Below are 13,136 nucleotides of genomic sequence, written 5' to 3' on the forward strand. Positions count from 1 at the left end.
CATACTCTCAGAACGCCAGTCTTTCGCGCTAGTGGTGGCGGTGCGGATGGAGGGTCAACCAGTTGCCATATCGGGAATAGGGTGACAGTTCGGAGCTAGCTCTACTCCGACACCTCCACCAACTATGGGCTTGATGTGAAGATGACCTTGGACACAGCACTGGCCCTGGCTTTCTTCGTGGACACGCGCGTGAACCTCGAACTCCAAGGACCGGTAGGTGAACTTGGTTTTGTAAACCTCTTGGCTTCCACCGCTTGGAAAACTAAAGGTTCTTTCTTCAAGACGTTTCTCGAACTCAATTCCCGCCAGTTTTCCGTAAATTTTGAGGAAGACTGACCCGATCACATTTCCATCAGAGCTTCTTTGAAGGCTCTCGAATTCCACCACCGAGTTCACGCTCATCACATAGCCTCAGAACGTATCTGCGGATTCGCGTGTGAGAACGCCTCCCGACGCTGCGATTCTGATGGAGACTTCGAGCGGGATCGACTTGGCTATGACGGTGCCGTCACCAGCGTCCGCGCCAGGGTTACCCTCTGCGCCAGTAGGTCCTTGCGGTCCTTGTGAACCACGATTGCCGCCCCCGCACCAACCATCACCGTGACCGCCTTCTCCTCCGTCTCCGCCATCCCCTCCAATCCCCGGATGGCCTGGCCGACCTCCTCGGCCACCGCTTGCGGAGAATGAATACGAAGCGCTGCTGATTTTTTCATTCACCCGGAACAGGTAGAAAACTCCGCCTTGGCCGCCTGAACCGCCATCTCCCGCGTTTCCGCCGGGCAAACCTACTGCGCCGACTCCACCGTCCTGACCTGATCTCTTACATTCGGTCCAGATCGATACAGCATTTTGACCACGTGGTCCGGTTGCGCCCTTATCGCCCTTCTGACCGTCTCCGCCTGTCCCGCCATTTTGGCCTCGAAGGTTTACGTTTAAGGTACCTTCGATTTCTTGGAGAACATGTATCGATACAGCGCCGCCGGAATCCCCCGGACTCCCAGGCATTCCGCGCGCTCCGGTATAATTACCATCTGCGCCTCTCCAAGCTTCTACGACGTCGTCCGGAAAGCTTATCAATTCCGAGTTGTTGCACACGAGGCGATTTACAAATATTGTTAGCGTATTCCCATATGTTACTATCTGTGAGTTCGTGAGCGTGAGGGTGTCCAATGCGATGAAAGAGGCGCTATTTGCTTCGAAATCTGGGCCATCTCCGATCTTCCAGACGCTTCCCGACAGTTCCATCGTCCCACCTTCGCGTAGGCGGGTTTCAAACTCACTGGTCGTCACGGAATAAGGGACAACCGCCTTCATTTCTGGTGGAATGTTGTCAATGCCGACGTTCATGTTTTCGTAGGTGGCCATGCGGACATCTCCATTTACGTCATAACACTTATTGCTATTGAAAATTCTACATATCGCAAGGACTGGTCCAGGATCATTTTGGGTGATGACCGCGCTTAAGTGAGCCAAACAAACGCCAATGGCAGGCGAAGGGGACCCCTGTATGAGAGTTGGACGCAAATGCTGCCACCACGGGGTTCACCATGGCGCTTTCTGGCCTTCATATCGCTTTCGGATACGCCGGAGCCTCCGGGCCTGGCGGCGAAAGCATGCCGGTCCTCGTTAACTCGACGGCTGCATCGCAGACTATTGCGGCGGCAGGCACCTCGGCCGTGACGGCTCCGGCTCGCTCGATCGGCAAGGGTACGCCCCTCGCGAGCGTCCGATGCGGTGTTGACGCGTGGGTGGCGTTCGGCGCCACTCCGAACGCTGCGGCCGACCCGCGCCGTTTCCTGCCGGCGAACACGACGGAGCATTTCTTCGTCGAGCCCGGCGACAAGGTTGCCTGGACGGCCGCGTGATGCAGAACGGGCAGGGTTTTTCGGGTCTTAATCTGACGAGAATGCGTCTCAACTCGGTTGGGGCGCAGCCGACTGTTGCCGGCATCGCCGCACTCGTCATTTCCGGCATCCCTTCGGGGGCTCTGCTTGGCCAGGCATTCAACTTCATTCCCGTTGTTTCGGGTGGGTCAGGCGTTAAGTCTTATACTCTAACGGGCTCCATGCCTGCCGGCCTATCGTTCTCGTCTGCTACGGGTGCCATTACAGGTACACCGACTTCTGCGGGAACGACGACCAATATCGGAATCACGGTACGAGATGAGAGTGGGCAGGCATCACTTACCGGCCTGTCGATCTCTGTGACCGATCCAACGGTCAGTCTCAACAACTTATTCCAAACGGCATCTGATCGAAGCTTCAACGTCTATACCGACGAGACGGACGGCGGTCGCCTTTTCCGCGTAGCACGCCGAACCGTTGGTTCGACGCTCGCGCTCACGTCGACAGATAACAAGCTTCGGCTAATCGACGACGGCACGAACGCCTATGTCTGCCGATCGTCGATCGGAACGATCGGATCGGCTGACGTGATCGATATCACGATCACGGAAACCCATCCCAACGCGACCAACAGTGGCAATGTCAGCACGGCCAAGGTCAACGGCATCGTCAAAGGCAACTGGCCGGCAGTTTTGGCCGCCGGCTATCGCGTTTGCAGCATGGCCGGACAGGTCAATAACGCCTCCTACACCTACGGCGGTCCCAACTCTCTGGGTACTCGTGATCGCTTCATAACGAAGAAGCCCGCTAAGCTGGGTCGTTGTTCTCAAAAATCGCTACGCATCGCCTATTCGACCATGCGCCTAGACACTATCACGAGCCGCGAAGAGCAATCCGGCCCCCCTCTCGAAATCCTGGCCGTTGCGGTGGAGATTCCCGGAGCGCCGATCCCTGTTGTCGTGGGCACCTACGGAGGGCAAAAGTCGTTCACAATACCGGCCGCCCGTGATCTCGAATTCATCGACGAAATCACTCCGGCTATGTTCGGCCTAAAGGAATTCGAGGACTCGGACGAGCCCCAAGTGACGACGGTCGGTAGGATCAACGGCCTTTCGCCTACGGTCTATAGCCCGGGCCAGACCATCGGCCAGTCGTTCCTTTACGACTCCGCAGTGGTGACGACGGACCCTGAAACCTTGGCAAAACAGCAGGGCGTCATCGGTCAGCCGAGCGGTGGCGCCTCTCTCTACATGCCAAGCTTCGTCATGGTGGTTGGCCTGCCGGTCGATGGGAAGACGCAGGCTCCTTCATGCTTCATTGCTGGCGATTCAATCACTGATCGGTTGTCGGATGGCGGCGGCGACGGCCGGGATGGCGGCAACTACGCGAAGCGCTCACTCTTCGCGCAGGGTATCCCCTATTTCAGCCATTCGCTCGGAGGCCGTCAGATCGGTCATTGGGCCAGCAACCATTATATGTCGCGCGCCTATTCGAAGTTCTGCACTTTCACCTATTGCGGCTTGGGGAATAACGACGTCAACGGCGGGCGGGACGAGGCCCCGATCTTGGCCGATTTTGCGGATTTCTACGCCGAGCGAAAAGCCGATGGGCACACCGCCGTTATTCAGGGCACTATTCCGCCGCGTATCTCATCTGGAACGAAAAACGCTAGCGGCGACAATATCCTGAGCAACTGGCGCGCTACCGACTTGGAGCATCAGACCCCCTTCGCGACCTCAGGTGTCGGCGGGCTTGGCTTCGAACTTGGGGGCGTTAAAGATCGTGTGAATGATGCGATCCGCGCTCGCATCGGCAAGGCGAATGGTGCTGACATCCTCTTGGATGTTGCGACGTTCTGTTCTGATAGCGCATCTGGGCCGAGCAAGTGGAAGCTTCGCACTTTCACCGCCGCGCTGACCACCGCACACACGGCCGGAACCACGACTTTTGTCATGGATCAGAAGCCGGATATCGACGAGTGCTTCGTGATCGAGCCTGGCACGACGAATGTCGAGCCTATTGGTACGAAAACCGGCGCCTTCCGCGTTATCAGCGTTGCGGGCACCGGACCTTATACCGTCACGTTCGGCGGTGAAGCCACATCGCTCGCGCATCCCGTTGGTGCAGTGGTGCGCGCGACCAATTCGGCCGACGAAACCCACTTCAACACGCCCCTTGCGAAGGAAATCGACGTCGGCGGACTCCGTCCTATCGTGGCGACATTCTTGCCGTCCTACACCTTCACGAACACGGAGGCCGCCGGGTTTGTCGGGCGCCTTACCGCCTCGCCAAGCGACAAGCGGCGCGGTCTCTATGACAAGCTCTATACCGATTTGAAAAAGGTTAGCACGCTCCTTCCGAAACTCGACTACCTGTATATCCATGGCGCGCACTCAGAGGAGGCAGCCCGCCTAAATCTCGTTTCCACCGCCTACACGATCACCTCGACGAGCACCGCCACATATCCGGGGTTCCTCAAAGATCGCGGCTACAAGGGCGACGGATCGACGAAGTTTGGCGCTTCGAATTTCAACCCGAGCGCTGCAACGGGTGCGAGATACCAGACCAATAACGCCCATATCGGCGTCTACATGCTTGAGTTCAGTGCCGGGAATATCGATCTTGGCGCTTCGAACAATCGCTCGAACATTAGCGTCGGAGCAACAAGCGTCGGCGGGCGCATTAATCAGACGACCGGTGGTTTCAGTGCCTCGGGGCTTCCTGCGGCAACCAGCCGTCATGGCATCGTCAATCGAAGCGGCGCATCGGCGAGTAATATCTATGCCGATGGCGCATCGGCCGCGACTAACCCTACGGCTTCCACTTCCATGCCCTCTGGTCTCGAAATCCTGCGCGGCAATAACGTCTATGCTGACGGCCGAGTAGGTGCTTCGCACGCTGGAGAGGACCTAACGACGGCGGAAGCCGCTTGCCTCTACACATCCCTGAATAACTGGATGAAGGCGGTCGGAGCAGTAAGCTAAATCCAACTATTCATACGCAATCGAAAGCCCGGACAATCGCCGGGCTTTTGCTTTTTCGAGGCCATGTTTGAAATAAAGATCAGCCGTTTTAGAAAAATGGCCGAGACGCAAGTCTCGAAATCTCTTCAATATCATGAGTTAGAAAGTTTATTGCTTCCTGTGCGTTTGCTCCAGCTTGTATTATATCAAGATGACCTTGGTCATGATTCATACCGTGCGGCAGGGGTTCTTCAAACTCATGAGCGAATTGCTCGATGGCACGACTATTATTCCGCATAAATTCAATAAGCTCATCTCGTTGTTTAATCTTTGAGTCATACACCTCTTGAAGTTTTGATCTCAAAGTAAAGTAAAAAACAGTTTTCCCTAGGTAATTTAGGGTCGGCACGGTTGCGCCGTGTCGACGCAACAATTTTTCTGCTTCTTCGAAAAAAGACAAATGCACCTGCTGCTCATCCCTAGCGTAGTCACGTGCGATATCGGCAATTGTATCCTCAGAAACAGTTGCGGCAAATTTTTCTTTCGCCAGCTTAAGGAATCGACTTGCTCGGTAGAAATGTACGTTCCGTTGAGTTCGGTTCATCATTTCCTCACGTAAGAGAGGTAAAGGACCAACTGTTTCTCCACCCTCTTTAAGCCACCAGTCGTCTTTCGCATCCTCGGTTACAAATATGACATCCCGAAAATCTGCTTCGGATTTTAACAGTATTTCTTCCCAAATGAGATAGTCGCCAAATACCTCTCTCTCCGGCCGACCTTTCTTGCGTTTGGTTTCAACATCTCTTAAACCTGGCGGAATATTGCCGTCGAATCTAGCATTTCCGTTACTGATCCAAATTTGAAGCTGTTCGGTAGATGGTGCTGCGCCAGTCCGCCCTTCAAAGATGTTTCCAATGCGTTCATGTATGCTTATGAAATAATCCTTGGTAGAAGCCGCGTTGTAATTCTCTTCGACTGCTCTTAACGCCGTAGATGCAGAGGAAATAACCGCAGATATTTGAGACTCAATGTCAATGTGCGGGTGAATTCCAATATCGCGGATGCTGTTAACCTCGCGCTCGGCCTCAGTAAGGTTTTTGCGCATGTTTACAACAATCTTTTCGTAAAGTTTATTGTTTTCTTCTATCTTCGTATCTTTTACGTTCATGTATTCCCAAGCAACTTGATACGGTATCCAAACTCTATCTATGATATTCTCTAATAAACCTAAAAATTCATCAGCTGATTTCGCTTTATATCGATACATTCTGCCAAGTACGTTTGTATCCAGCACGATCAGCGCATTGGCCCACATATCGTTGATTTGAGCTTCGCTGAGGGGGAATCGACTGTGGAACTGAGATCGCATGTTCAGGCTTCTGACGTTTTGAATTGGAAAAAACCGTTCGGGTGCGAATGATTGTTGCTGAGCTACGTCGTCATGATTTTCATTTCCAGCGATGGGAATGCGACAGCCAATCGCGCATTTTGGCGATGGTCCAGCGCAGCGACCTTGGCGGCTTTCGGCGAAATCCGTTGTCGAGACCTTTGAAATCGAAAACACGCTCTATCCAAAATGACGCGACATGTGGCTCGTCTCTTTGCATGAACGCCATGTAGCGAGCGCTTCCGACGCCCGCGCCTCGACCCTCGACCAGTGCGTGAAATTCAAAGCCGTATGAAAGTCCGGGCGCTATTTCTTGCTTGATCCGAAGCTGCATGACATCGCCTTTGGCTTGGCTGGCTATCACTAAGAATGATCCGAAATTTTCGCCATTCAAACGGAGCTTAGGGTCTCTAATTTCGCCTGTGAAAACTTCGCCGGGAACGCAGACGTCTATTCGATAAATCCGGACGGGCACTTTTTGTCTATTGGTGATGGTCAAGCCGAGCGTTTGTGCATTGATCGTTTTTTCTGGGTTCAACGCCTCTCGTCCGAACATAAAAGCGCTTATCCAAGGTCTGGCACCATACGCAGTCAGCCAGGCAATACGCCCGGCAAGACCGGCTGCTGCGATGGTCGCGAATCCTCCGACTGCTGACCCGACCGCTCCCAAAATCGTCCAGAAGTCAGCTCCCACGATTGTCCCCTCGCCAGATTGGTCCCAACCTAGCAAGGTAACCTTTCAACCCCAAGGTGATTCCTTCGCTTACGGCAGCGCCTTCGCGAGACGGCCGACAGCCGAGATGACGTTGTCTCGCGCGGCAGCTTCTGCGCTCGTATAGAGGTCGGACTGCAAGCGCTCATGCGCGGCGATGACGGGCCGAACCAGATCGAGAACTGGACTCGGGGGGGCCGGCGGCGCCACGGGGACGACCTCGACCGCTTTCGGGGCGTCGGACGGCTCCGGCGCGGCGTGCTTGAGGAACATGGACGCCAGGTTCAACATGTCCGAATAGGAGGCGTTCGCGACGCCCTCGTCGGCAATGCGCTGGGCGAGCGCCTTGGCCCTGTCGAATGGTGGTGTGTCGCCATCCTCGACCGTCGCAAGGATGGCCTGGCGGATGGAATCGACCAACTCGCCGAACACCGGATCGACAAGAATGCGCGCCTCGACCGAGCGCACACCGTGCAGTACCGTCGTATGATCCCGGTCGCCGAAGATCATGCCTATTTGCGGTAAGGACTGTTCGGTCAGGGAGCGGCAGAGATACTGCCCAATCTGGCGGGCCAGGGTGATGCGACGGGCGCGGCTGGCGCCCCTCATCTCGGCCATCGAGACTTCGAGCCGGTTGCCGACGATGCGCGCGATGTCGCGCATTGCGGGTCGCTTGGCGACGGGAGGGGGGGAGAGAATGGCGCTCATTCGGCGCCATACTCCTTAGAAGCGAAGGGGACGGCGGCAAGAAGGTCGCGCATGGCAATGGTTCCGCGCCGACCGAGGCTGTAACCGATCAACCGCTCTCCATCTCGAACGATCGTCACTCCATGGCCACCAAAGCGGGCAACAAGGAATTCCATAGTTCGACGCTCGGCGCCTTCCGGCTCCACTGCCTCCCCGGCCGGGGCTGGCTCGGTGAGGGCGGCGGGCTCGCCCGATCGATCATGCTCGATTGCGCTATCTTCGCTCATGGTGCGCCAGTCGGGCCAATTGCGGGCCATGTTCTTGGCTTGCTTGGCGAGCAGCGAGGGCATGAGGCTTTCCGCCGTGCCGCCATGGCGCCAGTAGCCGTCCATCGCCAGAATGATAACGTCCACCCATTCGGACAGGTCGTGAGGCTGCGCCTCAATCTCGCGCAGTTCCTTGCGGATATGATCGATGACGCCACCCGTGCGCAGGGCGGGGCCGAACGTCGCCCGAGACCATTCGATCTGCCGGGCATAGTAGGTTTCCAGCGCCTCCCGCAAGGCATCTGCCGGCTGGGGTGAAGGGGTGGCGAGGGCGGGTGAACACATCGCCTCAAGTGCGCGGTATTCCGGCGTGTCGCAGACCGCCTGGAAGCGAGCAGAGAAGGCCGCGAGACGCGCCGCTGCATCCATGGCATCATCCAGCGTCTCGAAGTGCTCGATGCGCCGATCCTTGGCGATCGTGAAGCCCTCGATACCCACCGCATAGATGGGCACGCCACAGGCTAAGGCCGCGCCGACCTCGGCCCAACCTCCCTTGAGAACGTCATCTGCCTCGCGATAGACGACGAGCACAGAGGCGGTGGACGCCTCACGAATGCAGCGGTCCCAAAGGTCCGACAGGTCAGCGCTTTCGCCGGGGCCGGCCTCGTCAATCCATGTGGAATTGATCGGCCAGCCGCGTGCCCGATAGTCCTGCCAAACGGGTGCGTGTTTGGTCTTGCTGGCGGTGTAGATGCCGGCTCGGGCCTCCCCGCTCTTTGCGGCCGGTGAGGGGTTGGGGGCATCCTGCCACGTCAACGGCGTCGGAATGGGATCATCCGGCCCAAGCGGCTCGCCGTCGCCCTTCGTATAGGATTCGCGCTCCGGCCCGGCGCAGCCGGCATGGATGGGGTCGCCGCTCACGTCCCATAGGTATTTGTCGCCGGCCTTCATCGGCTCGTTGCAGGCGAGGCAGGACTCGAGGTCGTCCGCCGGCCGCACCCACTTCTCGCCGTAGACGTGAACGACCTTCGTTCCATCCTGTTGAAGGACGACGCCGCGCTTGCCGTCGAGGCGTTCATAGTGGCCGATCACGACACCGCGGAATCCGTCGTGCTCGATCGCGACGGGCGTGCCGCGTTCCAAGGGAGCGCTCATGCGAACACCTCGACGAGCTTCCAGACGACGACCGCGAAGGCGACCAGAAAGCCGGCTGCGGCGACGACAACGGCCGAGAACGCGGGATGGGCGAAAATCTCGCGGCGCGTGACCCGCACGCTCGGGGAGTGAATGTCAAAAGCCATATGCTTCACCTCGCAGGGTTTGTATTTTGCAAACGCTAAAGTCGCGCGCTAGGGTTCATCAAGGGCGAAAACGTGAACCCCGGCCTCGTCGAACATGGCCAGGACGCTCGGCCGCTCGGCGTCGAGCGCCATGAACGCCCCCGCGCCGAACGTGACGTTTTTGATCCCGGCTTGAATGAGAGACCGGGCGCAGGACGCGCAGGGGAAATGGGTCGTGTAGACCTCGGCGCCCTCGGTCGTGATCCCCGACCGGGCAGCGAAGGCAATAAGGTTGGCCTCGGCATGGGAGGCGAAAAGATACTTGATCGGGCGCTCGAACCGCTCGGGCAGGTCGCGCACGCCAGCCGGCGGCCCGTTGAATGCGGTGAGAAGGACGCGCCGGTCGCGAACGAGGACCGCGCCCACCTTAGTTTGATCCTTCGACGCCTTGGCGGCGTGGTCGGCGAAGCCCATGAGGTGGGCGGGTGTGATCATGTCTCGGCTCCCCTTAAAAATGCCTCGCCGGCAGTATTGAGGACGAACATGCTGCCATCCAACGGGCCTACAGCGACGAACTGCATTGCTGCGCTGTGAACGTCAGCAGGCACGGTGATTGAGCTATCGCGACTGGCAAGGCGATGCTGGTTCCAGTCTTCGGGATGACCAAAGGCAGGCCGTCCGTCGCGGCGCCAACCGGCTTCGACGATGTGATTGTCCGCGATCCAGCGGAGATATTTGCGGACGTGCCGCTCCGACTCGATCAACGCCCCGCCTCCAAATGCGCCGAGCGGTAGAAGCCGCCGGCATTCTTCTCCTGGTCGGCGAGGTCCGCGTGCCGGGAACGGTCGAGACCCGCCCCGGCGCAGATGATGAAGAAGGCGGCGCACATGGCAATTGCCGAAGCCTCAAGAGCCCGGCGGCGCATTTGCAAAACGTCAATGATGCGGTCGCGTTTGATCGCCATGTGCAGCGTCCTTAGTCGAAGCGGTTGAAGTGGAAGCGCGCACCGTCGAGCGGGTGGCGGGTGAAGATGAACGAGATGGCCGCGATGAGCCCGAGGTCGCCGATGATGACCGTGGCGTTCGGGTTGAACCGGCCATCTCGGTCATGCCGGCGGGCGCCGATCGTGATGGCGCGGGTCCAGCGGGTGGCAGGGATGCGGAGGAGCGTCCGCATTAGGCGTCGTCCGCCGGGACATCGGATTCATTCCGGTAGTCGATGAAAGTGTAGCCTCTGAAATGCAGGTCGTGGGCGAGTTGCCATTCGTCGGCCGCCGCCTTGAGGCGCTTCTTCAAGTCCTCAGCCTGTTCCTTCGTGGCCTCAAACCAAGGGCCATCGTCATCCTCTGCAAGTTCGCCGTCATTCAGCCGTCTCTCTTCAATGTCGTTCAGAAGGGTTTCGGCGTCGATGAAATCCGAGAGGATAAGCGTCGTCGTCGCTTCGAAGACGTAGGGCTTTTGATGCCCGTACCCCTTTGCGTTCGCTATGGCGCTCTCGCGGGTTGAATACGGTCCTATAGCGCTCGCTTCCTCGTTGGAGCGGTCGCCATGCCACCACTTCCACTTGAGATCGAGCGGGTTCGTTTGCTGGTCTGCCATATTCTGCCTCCTCTGGCGGTTGATGGGACGGCGCCGGAAGCGCCGGCCGGTCAACCGTCAGGCAAGCGAGAGAGGCCGATTTCGCGGGTATCCCATTGCCTTGCGGCGCAGGAGCCACGCTCGGCGACGCTGCTGCCGGGTCACGCGCGGCGTCATGCCAGGGCCGGCCGGAGCGGGAACGAATGCCCGCGCGAGCGGAGCGCCGTGACGATGAATTTCGAGATCCTGGCGGCGAGCGTGCCGCGCGGCCTCGCGCTTGCTGGAATGCGGGAGCCGATACTTGCTGCGGTCGCGGACGCGGAGCGACTTGGGGCCGAACCCGCGCAGGTAGGCCGGAATATGCCGGAAGGCTTCGACCTTCGACATGCCGGCGCCGAGAGCGGCCATCATCATGCTTCGGAAACTCATGGGATCAATCCTGTTGACGTTTTGCAATCGTTGCAGACGCGGCAGAACATTGAAGCTCACCCGTTCAAGCCGCGAATGGCGAAACTATGCGCCACGCAAACCACGTTTGCAATATGCAAACTATGCGCGGATCAAAAAAGGTCCGACCGGATGCAGACGAACGAAGCGTTGCGAGGGGTGCCATTGGTCGTGAGGCCGCGATAGCGGAACGTCACCCGCTGGCCAGGCAGCGAAGCGCGGTTCTTCCAGGCGCGAGCGCGACTGTCGAGGGAGCCGCCGGCCGCGAGCTTGAACCGGACGCCCTTCCACACGACGATGAAGGCGCCGACGCGCGCGGCGTCGTTCTCCTGCACGACCGCGACGATTTCCGCCTCGTCGTCCTGAAACCGCTTCACCTTGAGCAGGAGCCCTTGGCGGACGGTCGAGCGGCCGAACTTGTAGGCGCCGTCCGGCTTACGGATCATGATGCCTTCGAAGCCGTCTTGATCCACGCTCTTTGCCTCGAACGCTTCGAGAGTTGCGAGGTCTTCCACCAGGGCCGATGGCACCACCGCGACGCATGAACGGCCAGCGACCCGCTTGGCGATTCCCGCATGCCGCTCGTCTGCGCGCGTGCTCGGCTCGGCGAAGTCATCGAACACATGGAACACGAATTCGGGCTGGCCGTCCTCGCTCGAAACCTTGGACTGGATGTCCTCAAGGCAGTCCGCTTGGCCGGCTGTGTAGGTGATGATCTCACCATCGAGCCCGTCAGGTAGACCGACCAGCGCAGCCCGAATGAAGGCGTTCGGAATGTCGTTGTTCTCGCGGGTCTGCGCACGGCCCTCACGGATCACGCAGCGGATGCCGTCGAGCTTGGGCGAGGCGAGGACCGGAAAGCTCACCGCATCCATCGAAACCGGCCGAGCCAGCATCGGCGAGAACGTCGGCTCAAGGTCGACCTCCCCGAACGAGGCCGAGAAGGTCAGGCTTTCCATGATGGCGGCGGTCAGCATGTCAGGCTTGCTCTGCGTTCTGGACAAGAAAGCGGGTCGCAAGCGCGACAGCATGGGGAATGGGCATGTCCTTGCGGAGATGCGCGATGGTGCGCCGGCCGATTCCCAACGTCTCGGCCATGCCGTCGAGTGTCATGCCCAACTTGTCCATGGCCGCGCGAAATTCCGCGTTGTCCATGATCGTGCGCGGGAGGCGATCAATCCATTCGGCCGAAAGCTCGATGTCACCGGGCCAGGCGAGCGCGCCACCGTAATGGGCAACTAAGCCCTGACAGAAGAGCGTGTCATCCTTTCGGAGTGGCAGAAAGTGACGGTGGTTCCAGATGGCCGGCGCCAGGTCGATGCACTCGCTCTCGATCTTGCCATCGCGGTCCCACATGATGAAGACGACGCGGTCGCCATAGGGATGGTCGACCGGAAAAGACGCTTGGATAATGCTGGGGATGGGGCGCCCCACCGTGATGCGGTCCTCAGCCATTGTAATGCTCCCATGCAGCTTGAAGAAGGGCTTGGTTCGAACCGGCCCAATCGAGCGCGGCGCGGAGGTCTTTGCGGTCGATGCTACCGCGAATGACGGAAAGGGTGGCGATGGAGACCAGTGCATTCCCGTTTGGCGTCAGAATGTGGAAGTGCGGCGGGTTATGATCGTCCGCGAAGACCACGATTTTGATGTTGCCGATGGTGGTGATGGTTGGCATCGGTGTCCCTTTCGATACCAACAAGATAGTGCATTGAGCGCACTAGTGCAATATGCGCACTACCAGATTTTGACGTTTTGCAAACGGCCATTCCGCCCGCGCGTGATGCAGCGGCACGCGGATCGGGCTCGAATTCGCATACATATGGCCCGCATACAGGGTTCCATACAGGTTTTCATACATCCAACCCCCTGTTTCCATTGTGTTCTAGAATTCTAGCGGTTTGGGCTCCGAAAAGTAGATAGCTTAACATGCATGCATGCGCGCCCATGCCAGCATGCGCAGACAAGCGCGCATT

The 13,136-nt window shown here is 58.5% G+C and carries 18 protein-coding genes; 2 read left to right on the top strand and 16 right to left on the bottom strand.

What is annotated here, in order from left to right; genetic code table 11:
- Positions 1–54: 54 nt before the first annotated feature.
- Positions 55–402, bottom strand: coding sequence for a hypothetical protein (locus AUL32_RS25125; RefSeq protein ID WP_156421392.1), 348 nt, complete (start codon positions 400–402; stop codon positions 55–57).
- A 9-nt stretch (positions 403–411) separates the two neighbouring features.
- The gene (locus AUL32_RS25130; RefSeq protein ID WP_156421393.1) at positions 412–1,365 is read right to left on the bottom strand and encodes a hypothetical protein; all 954 of its coding nucleotides are present in this window, start codon (positions 1,363–1,365) and stop codon (positions 412–414) included.
- A gap of 248 nt (positions 1,366–1,613) precedes the next feature.
- On the opposite strand from AUL32_RS25130, the gene AUL32_RS25135 reads away from it, so the two are divergent.
- Positions 1,614–1,865, top strand: a complete 252-nt coding sequence (locus tag AUL32_RS25135; protein ID WP_156421394.1) for a hypothetical protein — start codon at positions 1,614–1,616, stop codon at positions 1,863–1,865.
- Complete coding sequence (locus tag AUL32_RS09320; RefSeq protein WP_082659459.1) at positions 1,865–4,828, top strand: Ig domain-containing protein; 2,964 nt, start codon at positions 1,865–1,867, stop codon at positions 4,826–4,828. The genes AUL32_RS25135 and AUL32_RS09320 overlap by 1 nt, the downstream gene beginning before the upstream one ends.
- An 88-nt stretch (positions 4,829–4,916) precedes the next feature.
- Here AUL32_RS09320 and AUL32_RS25140 read toward each other — a convergent pair whose 3' ends face one another.
- The 14 genes from AUL32_RS25140 to AUL32_RS09370 all read right to left on the bottom strand — a co-directional run bounded on the left by AUL32_RS25140 (position 4,917) and on the right by AUL32_RS09370 (position 12,838).
- Positions 4,917–6,176 (bottom strand): PIN-like domain-containing protein, encoded by a 1,260-nt coding sequence (locus tag AUL32_RS25140; RefSeq protein ID WP_156421395.1) that lies wholly within the window; start codon positions 6,174–6,176, stop codon positions 4,917–4,919.
- A 79-nt stretch (positions 6,177–6,255) separates the two neighbouring features.
- Positions 6,256–6,888 carry a hypothetical protein gene (locus AUL32_RS25145; protein ID WP_156421396.1) on the bottom strand — a complete coding sequence of 211 codons (633 nt, stop codon included), beginning with the start codon at positions 6,886–6,888 and terminating at the stop codon, positions 6,256–6,258.
- A 69-nt stretch (positions 6,889–6,957) separates the two neighbouring features.
- Positions 6,958–7,614 (bottom strand): helix-turn-helix domain-containing protein, encoded by a 657-nt coding sequence (locus AUL32_RS09325; protein WP_082659461.1) that lies wholly within the window; start codon positions 7,612–7,614, stop codon positions 6,958–6,960.
- Positions 7,611–9,002 carry a dATP/dGTP pyrophosphohydrolase domain-containing protein gene (locus tag AUL32_RS25960; RefSeq protein WP_244497767.1) on the bottom strand — a complete coding sequence of 464 codons (1,392 nt, stop codon included), beginning with the start codon at positions 9,000–9,002 and terminating at the stop codon, positions 7,611–7,613. The genes AUL32_RS09325 and AUL32_RS25960 overlap by 4 nt, the downstream gene beginning before the upstream one ends.
- An 8-nt stretch (positions 9,003–9,010) precedes the next feature.
- Positions 9,011–9,160, bottom strand: a complete 150-nt coding sequence (locus AUL32_RS25150; protein WP_156421397.1) for a hypothetical protein — start codon at positions 9,158–9,160, stop codon at positions 9,011–9,013.
- Between the two features lie 48 nt (positions 9,161–9,208).
- A complete protein-coding gene (locus AUL32_RS09335) occupies positions 9,209–9,613 on the bottom strand; it encodes a deoxycytidylate deaminase (protein WP_062114069.1) in 405 nt (134 codons plus the stop codon).
- Positions 9,614–9,630: 17 nt separating this feature from the next.
- Positions 9,631–9,903, bottom strand: a complete 273-nt coding sequence (locus AUL32_RS25155; protein ID WP_156421398.1) for a hypothetical protein — start codon at positions 9,901–9,903, stop codon at positions 9,631–9,633.
- Positions 9,900–10,103 carry a hypothetical protein gene (locus AUL32_RS09340; RefSeq protein ID WP_062114071.1) on the bottom strand — a complete coding sequence of 68 codons (204 nt, stop codon included), beginning with the start codon at positions 10,101–10,103 and terminating at the stop codon, positions 9,900–9,902. Before AUL32_RS09340 ends, AUL32_RS25155 begins: the two co-directional genes overlap by 4 nt.
- An 11-nt stretch (positions 10,104–10,114) precedes the next feature.
- Entirely contained in the window at positions 10,115–10,315 is a 201-nt protein-coding gene (locus AUL32_RS09345) for a hypothetical protein (protein WP_062114075.1), read from the bottom strand.
- On the bottom strand, positions 10,315–10,737 hold the full coding sequence (locus AUL32_RS09350) for a hypothetical protein (RefSeq protein ID WP_062114078.1): 423 nt from the start codon (positions 10,735–10,737) through the stop codon (positions 10,315–10,317). The genes AUL32_RS09345 and AUL32_RS09350 overlap by 1 nt, the downstream gene beginning before the upstream one ends.
- Positions 10,738–10,794: 57 nt before the next feature.
- Positions 10,795–11,205, bottom strand: a complete 411-nt coding sequence (locus AUL32_RS09355) for a hypothetical protein (RefSeq protein ID WP_156421399.1) — start codon at positions 11,203–11,205, stop codon at positions 10,795–10,797.
- A 71-nt stretch (positions 11,206–11,276) separates the two neighbouring features.
- Positions 11,277–12,140: a hypothetical protein gene (locus AUL32_RS09360; protein ID WP_062114084.1), complete on the bottom strand. Its 864-nt coding sequence runs from the start codon at positions 12,138–12,140 to the stop codon at positions 11,277–11,279.
- A gap of 1 nt (position 12,141) precedes the next feature.
- The gene (locus tag AUL32_RS09365; RefSeq protein ID WP_062114087.1) at positions 12,142–12,618 is read right to left on the bottom strand and encodes a transcriptional regulator; all 477 of its coding nucleotides are present in this window, start codon (positions 12,616–12,618) and stop codon (positions 12,142–12,144) included.
- Positions 12,611–12,838 carry a DUF4160 domain-containing protein gene (locus tag AUL32_RS09370; protein WP_062114090.1) on the bottom strand — a complete coding sequence of 76 codons (228 nt, stop codon included), beginning with the start codon at positions 12,836–12,838 and terminating at the stop codon, positions 12,611–12,613. The genes AUL32_RS09365 and AUL32_RS09370 overlap by 8 nt, the downstream gene beginning before the upstream one ends.
- Positions 12,839–13,136 lie beyond the last annotated feature (298 nt).

This window comes from Aureimonas sp. AU40 (genome assembly GCF_001463785.1).
Lineage (GTDB): Bacteria > Pseudomonadota > Alphaproteobacteria > Rhizobiales > Rhizobiaceae > Aureimonas.